Raw genomic sequence first — 15,399 nt, 5'->3', positions numbered from 1 at the left:
TTCAGGCTATCTCCGGCTGACGAAGGCGGGTTTCGATCCGTTGCACGGCGAGGGTTGGCTGGCGTTGCAGGCCACCGTTCCAGTTCAGCCGTGGCGCTGCCTGGCGGTCCAGTTGCAGCGGGCCGGCGCCGCGGATCAGCAACACCAGGGTGCAATCCAGGTCGGGGCCGAAGTACAGGGCGTAGAGACTGGCGAGCAGCGGATGGGCTTCGCCGTTGGGCAGCAGTCCGCTGGCCTGGCCCGTGGTCAGCGGGCCGAGGGTCAGGCGCACACCGGCATGTTCGTCCCAGACGTGGGTGCCGGCCACCGCGTTGCGGCCCAGGCACAGGTTGCGCCCGCCCGGTTGCAAGCGGCTGCGGCTGGCCGGCGGGATTTCACGCCAGCCACCTTCGTAGGCCGACAGCTCCACGGGCAGCCCGAACTGTTCACGGACAATCGCCGCGAACCCGTCCAGGGAACGCCGGCCATCGGCGTACAGCGCGGTGCAGGCCAGTACCGCCGAGTCGGGGGCGGCCTGGCGCTCCTGCAAGGCCTTGGGCAGCAGGCCGGTCAACGCCCGCAGTTGGGCGTGTACGGCGGACGATCCCGGGGCAGTGAAACCCAAGGCGATGCGATGTTTGCGCATCACCTTGTAAAGCAGGCTGAGCAGGCGATGCTGGAACAGGTCGAGGAATTCCGCCGGGGCATGGTCCTTCGCCCGTGCCCGTTGTTGCAGCCATTCCTGGTAGGCGTAGGGCAACGGGCCGTCGGGGCCGCCGAGGCCGAAGATCGGCGTGGTCAGGGTGGGCGGCAGGCCGGGTTCCTGGCCCAGGCTCTCGACTTCACTGGCGGCGAACAGCGGCGTCAAGGGCCCGCGCAGACGCAAGGCTTCGGCGTGCGGCGCGGTGCCGCTGCCCAGGGGCTCGGCCTGGGGATGTTCACGTTCGAGCAACAGCAAGGCCTGGAGCCATTCGAAGCGTTGCGGGTCGCGCCGCAGGCGCTGGCTCAGGTTCAGAGCACCAGGGGTTTGCCGGCTTGGGGTAGCCATGTCTTCACCTCCTTGTCGGACTGGACCAGCACGGTGCGCACGAAACGATTGGCGGTGGCATAAAGGGAAAAGAATTGCGCCAGCACCCCGGAGAACAGCACGGCGCTGCTACCGACGAAGTGTTGCGGATCCAGTTGCAGGCGCACCTCCAGGCCGTTGCGCCAGCCGCGCCAGGCGTCTTCGCCGACATGGGCGATGACCCGGTCGCAACTCAGCCCCGATACCCCTTCGATCTGGCGATGGGCGCTGGCCTCGTCCCGCAGGTTGTGCAATTGGAGAATCTCGCGCAGTGCGTCCAATGCCTGGGGACCTTCGACCAGCGACAAATGGTTGAGGGTCAATTGCGACACCAGCCGCCAGCGCGATTCGCCATCCAGGCGCGGCAGGCTTTGCGGGCTGGGTGGGTTGCGCAGGCGCGCCCAGGCCACCGGCCCCGGGCGCTCGAAACCCAGCGGGGTGCCAGCCGGCAGGCTCTGGGCCAGGTGGCGATTGGTGCACAGCAGTTCGGCGGTGAGGCTGTAGTCGCGGGTTTCGGCCAGCGGGTCGAACTGGGTGTCCACCAGGCTGACCATCAAGTCGGTGCCCAATCGGTTCGGGCTCATGCCACTGACCCGTCGTGCATGCCAATAACAGGTTTGGTCGCTGCCATGCTGGCTGCCGTAATAGGCCGGCACTTTGCGCACGCCCTGGCTGGACATGGCGCGCATGCCACGGATGCTGTGGATCTCGACGCTGTTTTCCCGATGACTGTCGGCCACCAACCGGTACTCGCTGCGGGTGCCATCCGGGCGCAGCGGCTCGGAAGTCCTGGGAAACAGGTTGATCACCGGCGTGCAGCCCAGGGCGATGTCGCTGGCCTGGAGCGGCAGGCGGCTGGTGGGAGGGCGGTCGAAAACGATGTACAGGTACAACGACGGGCCGTCGCTGGTGGCACCGGCCAGTGGCAGGTCGAAGAAGCCGAATTTATCCGGGAAGGCAAAGTACTCGGCCAGCAGACGCATGCCGGGGTGCACGCCGTCTTCATCCGGCAGCAAGACCTGGTCACTGGCGAAGCCGACGATCTGTGGCAAGCCTGTCAGCGACTCCGGCGCGCTGCCCGGCGCGCCGGCCAGGACCTCGATGGCGTGCGCGCCCAGCAAATCGTACAGCCCGGCGTTGATGATCGGTGACGCTGCCAGGTGTACCCGCAGCGAGTCGATTCCCAGCGTCGACCACTGGCTTTCGCCCAGGCATCGCAGCTCCAGGCGCAAGGCCGAGCGGGCCCGGACCACTCCGGTCAACGCCTGGGTTTCGTCGCTGCCCAGCAGCAATGCCTCGCTGATTTCCACCGGCCACAAATGCACGGCGGCGGTGGTCCGAAAATGAATGCTCTGGCCTTTGTCCGTGGTGACGAACAACGGTGTATCGCGGGGCAGCGGGTAGCCCTCGTTCAAGTTGCCTTTGCTGGGGTCGGGTTCGAACTGCACGATGGCGCACGACGGCAAGGGCCGCATGGCCAACGGGTAAAGCTGTTCGAGCAGGGCGTCGCTGAATTCGGCGTAGTCGTCGTCCAGTCGGCGTTGCAAGCGTGCAGCCAACAGTGCGAAACCTTCCAGCAGGCGCTCGACATGCGGATCGGGGCATTCGCCGGGGGACAACTCCAGGCGCCGGGCGACCTTGGGGTAGCGCTCGGCGAACAGGCTCCCGGCATGCCGCAACCAGGTCAGTTCGCGTTGGTAATAGTCCAACAATTGCGGGTCAATCGAGTCGCTCATGTCGTACCTCAAGGCCGTCGCCGGCGTGCTCGATGACAAAGGCCACGGGCCAGGCATGCAGGTCGCCGCGCAGCTCGCCCAGCAGCCGTATGCACAGTTGCTGCGGATGGCCCGGCACCGGGCAGACCTCGACCTCGCCCAGGCGCAGGCGAGGTTCGAAGCAGGTGATGGCCTGGCGGATTTCCCGGGTCAGTTGGCGGCGGTCATCGCTGCGCTGCTGTTGCAGCGCGGTCCAGTCGGCGATGCCGTAGTCCAGGATGCTCGGCGGTTCGGTCAGCGCCCGTGGGCCGCGTCGGGTATTGAACAGGCGCGACAGTTCGGCATGCACCGAGTCTTGCAACGCCTGCCGGTCGAACGCCCGCCCGGTATCGTTCGCCGGGCTGGCCAGGCGTTCGAACAGGGGCGGGCGCAGCCCGAAGCCAGCCATGGGTGCGGTTTCCTTACTTGGTCATTTTGTTGGCGGCCAGGTCCCAGGTCGTGCCCGCCGTGCCTTCCTTGGTGCCGTCGTCTTTCTGCGCGGTGAGCTCCCATTTGATCTTGGTGAAGTTCAGCGACAGGGTTTCTACCGGTTTGCCGCCGGTGCCGCCGCTGACACTGACGTTGGACAGCACGACGTTGGTCAGGGTGTAGATGATGAACGGCATGAGTTTGCCGCTGCCCTCGGCGGCGTTGCGGCCGATGGTGATGACGGCTTGCGGGATCGGTTTGCCGGCGCAGCAATATTCGTTGAGCGAGGGGGTGGAGCTGTCGATGAATTTAGTCAGGGTGAATTCGCCGATGTGGGGCCGGCCAGAGGTTCGCTCCGAGTTGCTGACGTCGTTGGTGACCTGCATCGCCACGTTGTGGCTGTAGGACATGACCTCGATCTTGTCCGTGAAACCCTCCAGCAGGCTGTCGCCCTTGATGTCGCCGCCGAGGTCGAGAATGATTGCATCCATTGTGTGGAACTCCTGAAGAAGACGAATGAGGTAGTGCCCGATACCGATGAATTAACCTGTGGCGATGAAACTTGCTCCCGGCGGACTGCGCTGTAGGAGCTGTGTAGGAGCTGTCGAGTGCAACGAGGCTGCGATCTTTCCCCTACCCATTGAGTCGAGAGCGAAAGATCAAGATCAAAAGATCGCAGCCTTCGGCAGCTCCTACACGCAGCCCAGTGAGAGCTTGCTCCCTTGCCAAGGGTGGTCAGGCAGCTACCGGCGGCGGCAGGGTCGCCACCAGGCGGATCGAGGCGGTCAGCTCCTCCAGTTGGAAGTGCGGGCGCAGGAACACCGTGGCCTTGTAGGCGCCTGGCTTGCCGGCCACTTCCGTCACGTCCACTCGCGCTTCGCGCAACGGGTACTGCGCCTTGATTTCTTGCGGCGCGTTGTCGTTGATCAGCACGTAGTCGGCGATCCAGTTGTTGAGGTAGGTCTGCACGTTGTCGCGGGTCATGAAACTGCCGACCTTGTCGCGCATGATCACCTTCAGGTAATGGGCGAAGCGCGAGGCCGCGAGCACGTACGGCAACATCGCCGAGATCCGCGCGTTGGCGTTGGCCTCGTTGGTGTTGTAGAGCTTGGCCTTGTTGGTGGTCTGGCCGCCGAAGAACACCGCCACGTCGCTGTTTTTCTTGTGGCACAGGGAGATGAAGCCCAGGTCGTTGAGTTCCTTTTCACGACGGTCGGTGATCGCCACTTCGGTCGGGCATTTGAGCGACAGATCCCCGGAACTGGTGCGGAACGTATGGGCCGGCAGGCCTTCGACCGCGCCACCGCCCTCGGCTCCGCGAATGGCTGCGCACCAGCCATATTTGGCGAAGGCTTCGGTGATGCGTTGCGCCAGGGTCCAGGCGGCGTTGCCCCACAGGTATTTGCTGTGGTCGGTGCCGTTGACGTCTTCGACGTAGTTGATGCCTTCCACCGGCAGCGTGTCCGGGCCGTATGGCAGGCGCAGCAGGAAGTGCGGCAGCACCAGGGACACGTAGCGCGAGTCTTCGCTTTCACGGAAGGCGCGCCACTTGATCAGTTCCTGGCTCTCGAAAATCTTCGACAGGTCCCTGGGGATCGCCAGTTCGGTGAAGCTGGTCATGTCGAACAACCGCGGGCTGGCGGCGGCAATGAACGGAGCGTGCGCGGCGGCGGCGACGTTCGAGAGTTTTTCCAGCAGGCCGATGTCCTGCGGATGCCGGCCAAAGGTGTAGTCACCCACCAGCAGGCTGAACGGGTGCCCGCCGAAGGTGCCGTATTCTTCCTCGTAGATTTTCTTGAACAGCGCGCTCTGGTCGAATTCGACGGCTTTTTCCAGATCGTTCTGCAGTTCTTTCTGGGTGACGTTGAGCAGGCGCAATTTGAGCCGGGTGCTGGTCTCGGTGTTCTGCACCAGCAGGTGCAGGCCGCGCCAGGAGGCTTCGAGTTTCTGCAGGTCAGGGTGGTGCAGCACTTCGTTGAGCTGGGCGCTGATCAACTGGTCGATCTGGCTGATGCGGTCGTTGATCATCGCCACGGTGTCCTTGTCGATGGCCATGCCTTCGTCGAGGACCTGGGTGGCGAATTCGGCCAGCATGTCGCGGGCGTAGTCTTGCTGGCTGTCGTCGTGGGCCATGCGGCCTTCGGCGATGATCTTGTCCAGCAGGGACAGGGTCTGGGTCGTGCTCTCGCTGGTTTGAGCGCTGGATGAAGCAGGCATGGTGTTATCTCCCTTAATGATGCGCGCGATCAGGCCTGTGGTTCGGCCGGGGCAGGGTCATCGTTGGCGGCCACGGCGGGCAGCTCTGGCGGTGCGTCCTGGGGGCGCGCCGACTTGATTTCCTGCAGGCCTTCGGTGTTGGCGATCACGTCGCGCAGCAGCTTGTCCAGGTCGTCGTTGCCATCGAGTTTGGTCAACAGGTCCCGCAGGCGTTGGCGTGCTTCGAACAACCGGCGCAGCGGCGTGACCTGCTCCACGACCTTGACCGGATCGAAGTCGTCGATGTGACGGAAGTTGAGTTCGATGTTGAGCTTGCTGTCGTCGCCGCTGAGGGTGTTGTTCACCTGGAGCGTGGCGCGGGGGGAGATGGAGGCGAGCACCTCGTTGAAATTATCCCGATCGATTTCGGTAAAACGCCGCTCGTTGAGCTTGGGCAGCGGGTCCAGTGGTTTGCCCGAGAGGTCGGCCAGAATGCCGACAACCAGTGGCAATTCTTTTTTCTCGATGGCGTTGCCGATTTCCACGTCATAGGTGATCTGGACGCGGGGAGGGCGGACTCTGTCGAGCTTGTGCTGGGTACTTTCTGCCATGGCGGCCGACTCCGATGCATGTGCGGGCGCAATGCATCGGGAGTCCCGCTCATCGCAATCCCTTGCTGATCCACAGGTTGCAAATGGACGGCAGAAAACCTGTCATTCCCTTGACGAACCTGGCGCATTCGACCGTGTGGGTCGAACTACCCAAGACGCTAGAACAGGTCTATAAAAAAGCAAGCAAAAACAATTTTTGACCGCAGAGAAAAGGAAGATTCATTTTGCGTGGGTTTTTTTTCGGATTTTTTTTGAGCCTGGCGCTCACCGGTTGCTCGCTTTTTGCCCCCAGCGTCGACCTGGACAGCCTGACCCTGGACGTCGCGCCCCGGGCCAATGACGACACGCCGATCGCCGTGGACTTCATCGCGGTGAACGACCCGGACCTGCTCAAGCAGCTGTCGGGCATCACCGCCAGCCAATGGTTCGCCGAGCGCGAACAGTTCCAGCGCGACTATCGTCAACTCATGTCGGTGTGGGGGCTGGAGCTGGTTCCGGGGCAATTTATCGACCGCCAACCGTTCCCGTTGGAGGGCCGGCGCGCCGCTGGACTTTTGGTCTTCGCCAGCTATAACACTCCCGGAGCCCACCGGCTTCGGTTGGACGATCAGCGCCAGGCCTGGCTGAAGTTCGACAGTCGCGAGATGACCCTCGTGAATGATGGGGCTCGATGACAGCCAGCCTTGAGTGACCGCGGGCCGCCATGCGCGGCGACATTGGGATGTCGAAGGGAGTCGTATGAGTCTGTTACCTGACGCGGTGTGCTGGCATGAGGGCATGCAATTGCTGCCCCAGCATTTTCAATTGCAAGGGCTGCGTGCCGAGGCCCTGGCTGCGTATTTTGCCGGGGCCTGCAACCCTTGGTTCTGGGGTGTCAGCCAGTTGGAAGTCGATCCTTCGGCCCTCAGCGCCGGCCAGGTGCGGCTGCTGCAATTGCAGGGCACCTTGCCGGACGGTTTGCCGGTCAACCTGCAGGCCGGCGTCGGGCCGACCTTGGAGCTGGACATCGGTGAGGCGATCGACAAGACCGACGATGCCACCGTGACTGTGTACCTGGCCGTCAGCCCGCTGTGGCGCGCCGGGCAATTGGTGCCGCTCAAGGGGCGCCTGCAATCGGTGGTCGGCGAGGCGTTGCCAGACCTCACCAGCGGTGCATTTCCCGAGTCGATCACCGTCTGGCGACCCAACCCGAGGCTGTGCACGCAACTGAGCAAGGCTGATTCGATCTGCCTGCCGCTGTTGCGCATCCGCAAGGAGGGCGGTGGCTTCTGGCGCGTGCCCTACACCCCACCGACGCCGATCCTGTTGCCGGAGTCGGCCCTCGGTCGACGGGTTGCCGGTGTGTGCGCCCGGGCCCGGGAAAAGTGCATGTTTCTCGCTGGTCGCTTACGCCAGGCCCAGGCAGCCGGCAACCAGGACGATGCCATGGAGATCCGCCGGCAATTGACCGCCTTGTGGGCGCGCTTGCCGGAAGTCGAAGGCGCGCTGAACACCCGGGTGGCAACGCCCCAGGCGCTCTACGGTTTGCTGCTGGGGCTGGCCGGGAGCTGGTCGGCCCTCGATCCGCTGGCGGGCGTCCCGGCCTTCGCACCGCTGGATTTCCTCGAATTGCAGCGCGGCTACGAGCCGTTGCTCGACTGGCTGGAAACCACCCTGGAGCTGATTCGTGCCGGCTATCGCAGCCTGGCTTTCGAGCGCAACGAGCAGGTCTTTTCGATCCAGTTGCCTGACGACCAACCGGACCAACGCCTGGTGATCGGCCTGCGCATGCCCAACGGCGCCAGCGAGCAGGCGGCGGGCGAGTGGTTGCGCGGGGCGATCATTGCGTCGGCGCGGCACATCCCGCTGCTCAGCCGACAACGCATGAGCGGTCTGCCCCACCAGGCCATGAGCCGCAACGAACAGGTGGCCTACAGCGTGGGCGACGACACCCGTTTGTTTGTGGTGGCCGCCAGCGGGCAATGGTTCGACGCGCAATTGCCGCTGCACATCGTGGCGCCGGCATCGGCCCAGGCCAGCAGCCCGTGGCAAGTGGTGTTGTTCGTGGCGCAAGCCAGTGAAAGTGCCTGATCGCAAAAGGGGAGTCGTATGCCTGATGGAAGTGGCGGGGCGGTTCGGAGTCTGCATGAGGCGCCGCTGAGCAGCGCTTTTCGCCAGGCCTGGCTGAAGTGGTCCCAGGAATGGCAAGACTTGCCCAAGGACAGCGACCCTGCGGTATTGGTCAATCGGGTGGTGGAGTTTTCCGGGCGCAGCGCCCAGCGTCTGTGGCGGGTGGCCTTCGCCACCGTCGGCGATGCCGCCACCGAGCAGGTCAAGTCGCTGGTCTATGCCTTCGTGGCGCTGGTGGACGAAACCTTGCTGTTCAGCCCTTGGCCCGGACAACTGGCCTGGCAGCAGCACCCCCTCGAATCACGCATGTATGCCAGTCGCCAGGCTGGCGAGCGCTTGCCGGCGGCGATCAAGAAACTGCTGGACGAGCAGATGCCCGGCACGCGGGACCTGGCGAATGTCTACCTGCAATGCCTGATCCTCGGGTTCCAGGGGCGATTGCGTGGTGAGCCGGGCCAGGTCCAGCATGAGAAATGGCGCCTGGCGTTGTTCACGTTTGCCTGGCAGCACGAACCCGATTATGTCGATGTCAGCCAGCGCCTGGCGCTGTCTTCGGCGACGCCGCCAGTGCGCATGCCGGTGCAGCAATCGCTGCCGGACGGCTTTCGCCTGGGGCTGGCGATCCTGGCGATGGTGTTGTTGCTGACCGGCTTGGGGCAGGTGTTCTGGCGTGACATTCGTTTGGAGCTCGAGCCGGTGCTGCAACTGAATGAATCGGTGGTTCAGGAGCAGGACTCATGAGCACCCTGAGCATCGTTGCCCTGGTGGTGCTCGCCATCGCCGTGGTGCTGTTGATCGCGGCCCTGATCTGGTGGCTGCGGACCCAGGGCGGGGCGGCGATCCGCAGTTTCTATGGGGCGGTTCGCCGCATGGAACAGGAGCAGGGCACCCGGGACCGCTATCAGATGCCTTGGCTGATGATGCTCGGCAACGAAAGCGACGGCGCCCAACTGTGTGCCCAGTGGCGCTTGCAACCGACCGACAAGGCGGCTTGGTTCGGGCGCTGGTTTTCCGATGCCGAGGGCTCGGTGCTGGTGGTGCCCCAGGCGTTGTTCCTGCCCGATGAAGGCATGAACCGGCAACGGGGTAATTGGTGGCGCCTGTTGGGGCTGATGTTGCGCTTGCGCAGCAAGCGACCATTGGATGCGGTGATCTGGACGGTGCCGTTCAGCACCCTCGACGACATCGAACACACCACCGAGCTGAGCCTCAAGGTCCGGCGGTGCTTTATCGACTTGTTGCAACGGTTCGGCCTCAGCCTGCCGGTGTACGTGGTGATCACCGGGATGGAAGAGCTGCCCGGGGTCCAGGAACTGGTCAGCGCGCTGCCCGCCGAGGCGCGTGAATCGATGCTGGGCTGGTCCTCGCCCTATTTGCCGGATGCGGCCTGGCAGTCGCAGTGGAGTGACCAGGCCTTGGATCAGGTCAACGCGGCGCTGTCGCAGTCGATCATCGAGATCGGTGCGCTGTCGGGGCAATTGGGCAGCGATCTTTATGGGTTGCCGGAGCGCTTCGAAGGCTTGCGACGGGCCTTGCAGATCCTGCTGGAGCCGGTGTTCCAGGGCAATGCCCAGGGCGAAGCGCCGCGTTGTCGCGGGGTGTATTTCACTGCCAGCCAGGCGCCGGCTGTCAGCGGTGATGGTTTGACCGCCGCCGACAGTGTCCAGCGGCAAAGCGTGTTCGCCCGGCAGTTGTGGTCACGACGGCTGGTGGCTGAGCGTGGCTTGGCCCAACCTGTGCCGCGGCTGTTGCGCCTGCGCCAGCGCGGGCATCGGCTGGTCGGAGCGGTGGCGTTGGTGGTGGGGCTGGTCTGGTTGGGTGGCATGGTCTGGGTCTGGCACGATTCGGTGGAAGAAGCCGAAGGGCTGTCGCGCTTGATCCTCAGCACCCATAAGAACCACCTTGTGGTCGACCCTGACGAACCGCAGTTGGAACCGACCCGGCACAACGTGCAGAACTACTGGAACATGTTGGAAAAGGCCCCGCGCTGGCGCTTTGTCTCGGTGGTCTTTCCCACTTCGTGGTTCTCTTGCGTGGACACGCAGCTGGAGAATGGGTTGCGCCTGACTGCTCGGCGCCATTGGATATTGCCTCTGCGGGACCTGCTCAATTCAGACCTGGAGCAGCTCAAATCCATCCGCAACACCGAGCGGCGGGGCAATGTGGAGAACGAAGACCCGGCGCAATGGCAGAGCTACGTGAAGGCCAAGGCGCTGGTGGACCTGGCGGTACGCCTTGAACAGCACAACCAGATGTTCAGCCAGGTGGTGAACGATCCCAAGGCACCGCTGGACGAACTGGTGCAACTGAGCAACACCGCCTTGTCCCTGGGGCTCAATACCGGCACCTTGAGCCGGCCACGGTTCTATAACCGGGTGCTGTTCGATGCCCAGAACAGCGATTTGAAAGGGCTGGACCTGAACGCCGCGCGCCCGGTGATCTCCGATAACTTCACCGGCCTGATGCAGCGTTGGCTGGACCATTACTTCCTGGCGGACAACTTCGTGCGCCAGGCCGGGTACCTCAAGCTGCACCTGCAACGGCTGGAGGCCGGCAGTGGCAATTCGTTGAGCGAACTCGAAGACCTGATGGCGCTGATCGACGATTTGCAGACGCTGGTCAGCCTGACCAACTCGGCCTGGGGGCGGGGCAAGGGCCAGGACCTGGTGCCCGGTTACAGCCAGATGCTGGACAAGGTCAGCCACAGCACTTTGCTGGGGCCGGATATCGAGCAGGACCTGGAGAGCCAGGCGGCGAAGTTGCAGCAGAGCTTTCGTGACCAGTGGATCGTCCAGACCGGCTCCCGGGACAATCTGCTGGTGCAACAGGGCAGTGGCCTGTTGGTCCTGCAAGACCATGTCACGGCGCTGGATGGTGCGGTGCAGGCGCTGTTCAAGCGTGATTTCGTGGCGCTGGCCATGCAGAAGGATCCGTCGGGCAACAACCCCGATTCGATGGGCCAGGGCGATGGCAGCGATGATTTCAGCGTCGCGCTGAACTACTTCGCCAGCTACAAGAGCTATGCCAATGAAGAAATGCCGCGCATTCCGCCGGATTACCGTGACGCGCTGATGCAGGCCGCTGAAGGCGCCGCGGCCCGGGCCATGTGGTTGAGCCTGGATGAAAGCGACGAGGCGCTGCCCGGCATGGGCTTCAATGTGCAAACGACCCAGGCCGTTGCGCTGCAAAAAGCCTTCATGGACGTGCACCGTGGCGACCTGGCGATGCGTTTCCAACGTCTGCTCAATCGCCGGGCATTGGCGCAGCTCAAGAGTGGCCTGGACGAAATCGATGCCCAGCCGCTGTTCAGCCAGCGGGCCGATGTCCAGCGTTGGGACGGTTCGAAAAACTTCGGCTTGCAACTCTACGGTGCCAGCGATCCACAAGACCTGAAGCTGAACCTGGCCCAGCAATTCGGCGCGATGTTGCAGATCGCCGAGCAGCGAATGCCCGCGCTGGAATGGTTGATCGTCCAGCAGGACAACCTGTCGGCCCTGGAGCACGACCAGGTGGCACGTTTCATGGCCCTCAACGATGAGCTGCTCAAGTACAAGAATCAGAACCCGGCCAGCTCGGCGGCCCAACTGGAACAATTGGTCAGCCGGGACTTTATCGCCATGGACACCACCTCCTGCGCGCAGATCTTGCAGACCTCCAGCCTGCCTGGTGGTCGCGGTGACCTGGCCCTGCGCACGGTCGCGTTGCAGCAGGGCGCCCTGCAACGGTGCCTGTACCTGCAACAGAACCAGGCCGCGACCGCCTGGAATGACGTCGCCAACTATTTCAATCAGTACCTTGCCGGGCGCTTCCCGTTTTCTCAGGATGTGCGGGCCAGCGATGCCGACCCGGCGCGGGTCCAGCATTTGCTGGAACTGATCGACACACGCCTGCCCCTGGCCCAGGCCGGGCTGACGTTGAGCCAGACGCCAGAGCGGCTGGCGGCCGAGGATTTCCTCAACCGTTTGAAACAGGCCGGTACTTGGCTCGGGCCGCTGTTCGTACGGGACAAGAGTGGCATCCTGGGGGTGGAAATGGACGTGCGCTGGCGCACCGATCGCGATGAAGAGCGTGGCGCCGACCAGGTGATCGCCTGGAGCCTGGACGCCGGCAACCAACAGATCAGCTACCCCGGCGGCGGCCAGCAGAACCTGCGCTGGATGGTCGGCCAGCCCGTGCGCCTGACCTTGCGCTGGGCCCGCAACGGTTATCAGCGTCCGGCCAACGACCCGCTGCAACCGAATCTGGTGGTGCGCGACCTGGAGGCCGGCTGGGAGTACCAGGGGCCTTGGTCATTGCTGCGCCTGATGCGCTCGCAGGTGGCGAGTCAGCGCCAGCCGAATGTCGACTACACCGATTTCCCCCTGGCCCTGCAACTGCCGGTCATTGCCCAGACCCAGGCCCGCACGGCGGAGCAGACACTGATGTTCGTGCGCCTGTCGTTGATGAGCCAGGGCTCCAAGCTGCCGTTGTCGATCCCGCCGCTGCCGACGCGGGCGCCCCGTTCACCTTTCATGGCGAGCGCATCAAGCCCCGCCATTGCCACTCGTGAGGAGGGCCTGTGAGCTTGCCGATATCGCCTTTGCCTGAGCTGGTCAGCCAGTTGCTCGAGCCGATCAGCGGCGAATCGCCCTGCGGCCCGGACCTGCGCTACGAACCGGAATATGACCAGTTGCGCGAATTGCGCCGGGAGGACGATACCAGCCTGCCCACCGGTGTGTGGCAGTCTTCGATCAAGCGCGCCCTGTGGCCGGACCTGGAACGGCTCGCGACCACGTTGCTGCTGGAGCGCAGCAAGGACCTGATGATCAGCGCCTGGCTGGGGGAGGCCTGGCTGCATATGGCCGGGCTGGAGGGGTTGCCGGGTAGCCTGGCGCTGGTGGCGGGGCTGTGTGAGCGCTATCCGGAGCAGTTGCACCCCCAGGCCGAGGAAGGCGACCAGTCATGGCGGGTGATCCCGCTGGAGTGGCTGGCCCGTCGCTACAGCGAAGTGCTGCTCACGCGGGTGCCGTTGTTCGACGGCCGGGAACAGGCCTTCGCCGCTTTCTGCCTGGACGACTGGCAACGCTTGCAGCGCCAGCAAGTGTTGGTCAACGACAGCAAGAACGCCAAGGCCTCGGCCGAAGCGGCGCGCAACGATCAAAAGAAACTCGGCGAACTGATTCGCAACACACCCTTGTCGTTCTGGTTGCATCGCCAAGGCAGCCTGATGTTGAGCCTGCAACACCTGCAACGGCTCGAAGCCTGGAGCGACGCTTACCTGGGCAACCTGGCCCCGGGCTACAAATCCCTGCAGGACGTGATGCAGGCCTTGCTGACACTGGTAGAGGAGTTCATCGCGATGCACCCACAGCAACCCACCGTCGCGCCGGTGCAAACGTCCCCGGTGTCCACGACGTCGACGTCCCAGCCGCAGGCGGCACCTGCCCAGGTCTTCCAGGAACCGGCCAATCGTGAAGAGGCCTATCGACAGTTACTGGTCATCGCCGGTTACCTGGCTCGTACCGAACCCCACAGCCCGGTGCCCTACCTGATCCGACGCGGCGTGGAGTGGGGCAACAAGCCGTTGAGCGAGCTGTTGGGTGAACTGATCAGTGCCGATGCCGAATCCCGACGCTTGTGGACGTTATTGGGCGTTCTCTAACGCTCCTCGTCGGGCCACGGTACTGGTGTCAACACCGGTTTGCCGGAAAAGAACGCGGTCAGGTTCTGGCCCACCAGCTCTACCATTGCGCGGGTCGCTTCCGGCGACAGGCCGGCCACGTGGGGGGTGAGGACGACGTTGGGCAGGTTCTTCAGCGCCTGTGGCACCTCGGGCTCGTGATCGAACACATCCAGGGCCGCTCCGGCGATTCGCCGGTGCTCCAGGGCGCTGATCAGATCGGCGGTGGCAACCACGCTGGCCCTGGCGACGTTCACCAGAAACCCTTTTGGGCCGAGCGCATCGAGGGTCTGCTTGTTGATCAATTGCCGGGTATCCAGGCCGCCTGGCGTGGCGACGATCAGGAAGTCCGAGACCCGCGCCAGTTCCGTGGGAGTGGCGCAGAAGGTGTAGGGCACGTCGTTGCGCACCCGGCGATTGTGATAGCTGATACTCATGTCAAAGCCCAGGGCGGCCCGTTTGGCGATCGCCATGCCCACCGCGCCAAGGCCCAACACGCCCAGCCGCTTACCCGCCAGGGAGGGGCGCGAAACCCTTGGCCATTCGCCCCGTCGCAGGGCGGCATCGGAGTGGGGTATGTCGCGCACCAACGCCAGCAACAGCGCCATGGCATGGTCAGCCACCGACGACGCGTTGACCCCGGCGCCGTTGGTGACCACGATGCCCCGATGGCGTGCGGCCTGCAGGTCTACTTGTTCGTAACCGGCACCGATCACGCAGATGATTTTCAGGTTGGGCAGGGCGGCGATCTCTTCCTCCGTCAGGCCCAGGGGGCCGCGGGTCAGCACTGCGCTGAAGCGTTCACCGTGTTCGAAAATCGCCGTCTTGCGTTCGGCAGGCGTGGGCGCCAATTCCAGATGGTAACCCTGCTTCTCGAGAATAGGCAGGCATTCATTGACGGTTTCAACCAGTACCAGAACGGTTGCGGTCATGCTGGGCTCCTGTGGGCGCTGGGGCGATTTCAAGTATTCAACCTGATTGTAGGAGCCGGGGGCAGGGGGGCTTGGCTTTTTATGTGCATTTCGGTCGTAGTAGTGAGTACATATCCATTTCTGCGGTAACGGCCGCTTAGGGTTCCGCCCTGACGGCGGCTCACTTTTGAAAAGCGCAAAAGTAAGCAAAACGCTTTTGCCCCACCACTTGGTGCCTCGCCTAGGCTCGGCATGCCCTCACTCCGGCATTGCTCCGTGGGCCGCCGCGAAGGGCCATCCATGGCCCAGCGCGGCTAACCCGGCATCCATGCCGGGTTGCCCACTCCACAATGCCTGCGTTCGGCCATCGTGGTTAACGGGGCGCCCGAGATCAACGTCCACGCCGAGGCGGCCTAGTAGCCGGCCTGGCTCTCCCGGTCGTACACCCATCAGATCTGTTTGATCAGGACCTGTGGGAGCAAAGCTTGCTCGCGAGGCGGCTTTATAGCCGACCTGGTTCTCCCGGTCGTACACCCATCAGATCTGTTTGAGCAGGACCTGTGGGAGCAAAGCTTGCTCGCGAAGGCGGCTTTATAGCCGACCTGGTTCTCCCGGTCGTACACCCATCAGATCTGTTTGAGCAGGACCTGTGGGAGCAAAGCTTGCTCGCGAGACGGCTTTATAG

Annotated in this window: 12 protein-coding genes; 5 read left to right on the top strand and 7 right to left on the bottom strand. The window is 63.9% G+C overall.

Annotated features, from left to right (window positions below):
• Window position 1: 1 nt before the first annotated feature.
• The 6 genes from tssG to tssB form a co-directional block, all read right to left on the bottom strand.
• A complete protein-coding gene (gene tssG / locus LOY50_RS16525; protein ID WP_253475690.1) occupies window positions 2–1,027 on the bottom strand; it encodes a type VI secretion system baseplate subunit TssG in 1,026 nt (341 codons plus the stop codon).
• Window positions 991–2,781, bottom strand: coding sequence for a type VI secretion system baseplate subunit TssF (tssF, locus tag LOY50_RS16520; RefSeq protein ID WP_253475686.1), 1,791 nt, complete (start codon window positions 2,779–2,781; stop codon window positions 991–993). Before tssF ends, tssG begins: the two co-directional genes overlap by 37 nt.
• A complete protein-coding gene (tssE, locus tag LOY50_RS16515; protein ID WP_214512690.1) occupies window positions 2,765–3,208 on the bottom strand; it encodes a type VI secretion system baseplate subunit TssE in 444 nt (147 codons plus the stop codon). The genes tssF and tssE overlap by 17 nt, the downstream gene beginning before the upstream one ends.
• Window positions 3,209–3,221: 13 nt before the next feature.
• Complete coding sequence (locus LOY50_RS16510) at window positions 3,222–3,719, bottom strand: Hcp family type VI secretion system effector (RefSeq protein ID WP_109756006.1); 498 nt, start codon at window positions 3,717–3,719, stop codon at window positions 3,222–3,224.
• 244 nt (window positions 3,720–3,963) lie between these two features.
• Entirely contained in the window at window positions 3,964–5,445 is a 1,482-nt protein-coding gene (gene tssC / locus LOY50_RS16505; RefSeq protein ID WP_014337906.1) for a type VI secretion system contractile sheath large subunit, read from the bottom strand.
• Window positions 5,446–5,474: 29 nt separating this feature from the next.
• Entirely contained in the window at window positions 5,475–6,035 is a 561-nt protein-coding gene (gene tssB, locus LOY50_RS16500) for a type VI secretion system contractile sheath small subunit (protein WP_053145383.1), read from the bottom strand.
• A 224-nt stretch (window positions 6,036–6,259) separates the two neighbouring features.
• Here tssB and LOY50_RS16495 point away from each other — a divergent pair, with 224 nt between their 5' ends.
• The 5 genes from LOY50_RS16495 to tssA all read left to right on the top strand — a co-directional run bounded on the left by LOY50_RS16495 (window position 6,260) and on the right by tssA (window position 13,785).
• Window positions 6,260–6,709 (top strand): hypothetical protein, encoded by a 450-nt coding sequence (locus LOY50_RS16495; protein ID WP_018605733.1) that lies wholly within the window; start codon window positions 6,260–6,262, stop codon window positions 6,707–6,709.
• Window positions 6,710–6,773: 64 nt separating this feature from the next.
• A complete protein-coding gene (gene tssK / locus LOY50_RS16490) occupies window positions 6,774–8,105 on the top strand; it encodes a type VI secretion system baseplate subunit TssK (protein ID WP_258688447.1) in 1,332 nt (443 codons plus the stop codon).
• A gap of 18 nt (window positions 8,106–8,123) precedes the next feature.
• Entirely contained in the window at window positions 8,124–8,885 is a 762-nt protein-coding gene (locus LOY50_RS16485) for a DotU family type IV/VI secretion system protein (RefSeq protein WP_212800111.1), read from the top strand.
• Window positions 8,882–12,706, top strand: coding sequence for a type VI secretion protein IcmF/TssM N-terminal domain-containing protein (locus tag LOY50_RS16480; RefSeq protein WP_258688440.1), 3,825 nt, complete (start codon window positions 8,882–8,884; stop codon window positions 12,704–12,706). The genes LOY50_RS16485 and LOY50_RS16480 overlap by 4 nt, the downstream gene beginning before the upstream one ends.
• Window positions 12,703–13,785 carry a type VI secretion system protein TssA gene (gene tssA, locus LOY50_RS16475; protein WP_258688438.1) on the top strand — a complete coding sequence of 361 codons (1,083 nt, stop codon included), beginning with the start codon at window positions 12,703–12,705 and terminating at the stop codon, window positions 13,783–13,785. The genes LOY50_RS16480 and tssA overlap by 4 nt, the downstream gene beginning before the upstream one ends.
• Here tssA and LOY50_RS16470 read toward each other — a convergent pair.
• Window positions 13,782–14,735, bottom strand: coding sequence for a 2-hydroxyacid dehydrogenase (locus LOY50_RS16470; protein WP_253475673.1), 954 nt, complete (start codon window positions 14,733–14,735; stop codon window positions 13,782–13,784). The two genes, tssA and LOY50_RS16470, sit on opposite strands and share 4 nt — an antisense overlap.
• Between the last annotated feature and the right edge of the window lie 664 nt (window positions 14,736–15,399).

The organism is Pseudomonas sp. B21-010 (assembly GCF_024749325.1).
GTDB classification, from domain to species: Bacteria; Pseudomonadota; Gammaproteobacteria; order Pseudomonadales; family Pseudomonadaceae; genus Aquipseudomonas; species Aquipseudomonas kilonensis.
The sequence above is the reverse complement of the archived record's forward strand: the minus strand, read 5'-3'. Positions and strand labels throughout refer to the sequence as shown.

What these genes read in the sequence shown, in the direction of transcription:
- tssG (WP_253475690.1), bottom strand. Translation starts at nt 1,027, where the DNA reads ATGGCTACCCCAAGCCGGCAAACCCCTGGTGCTCTGAACCTGAGCCAG.
- tssF (WP_253475686.1), bottom strand. Translation starts at nt 2,781, where the DNA reads ATGAGCGACTCGATTGACCCGCAATTGTTGGACTATTACCAACGCGAA.
- tssE (WP_214512690.1), bottom strand. Translation starts at nt 3,208, where the DNA reads ATGGCTGGCTTCGGGCTGCGCCCGCCCCTGTTCGAACGCCTGGCCAGC.
- LOY50_RS16510 (WP_109756006.1), bottom strand. Translation starts at nt 3,719, where the DNA reads ATGGATGCAATCATTCTCGACCTCGGCGGCGACATCAAGGGCGACAGC.
- tssC (WP_014337906.1), bottom strand. Translation starts at nt 5,445, where the DNA reads ATGCCTGCTTCATCCAGCGCTCAAACCAGCGAGAGCACGACCCAGACC.
- tssB (WP_053145383.1), bottom strand. Translation starts at nt 6,035, where the DNA reads ATGGCAGAAAGTACCCAGCACAAGCTCGACAGAGTCCGCCCTCCCCGC.
- tssK (WP_258688447.1), top strand. Translation starts at nt 6,774, where the DNA reads ATGAGTCTGTTACCTGACGCGGTGTGCTGGCATGAGGGCATGCAATTG.
- LOY50_RS16485 (WP_212800111.1), top strand. Translation starts at nt 8,124, where the DNA reads ATGCCTGATGGAAGTGGCGGGGCGGTTCGGAGTCTGCATGAGGCGCCG.
- LOY50_RS16480 (WP_258688440.1), top strand. Translation starts at nt 8,882, where the DNA reads ATGAGCACCCTGAGCATCGTTGCCCTGGTGGTGCTCGCCATCGCCGTG.
- LOY50_RS16470 (WP_253475673.1), bottom strand. Translation starts at nt 14,735, where the DNA reads ATGACCGCAACCGTTCTGGTACTGGTTGAAACCGTCAATGAATGCCTG.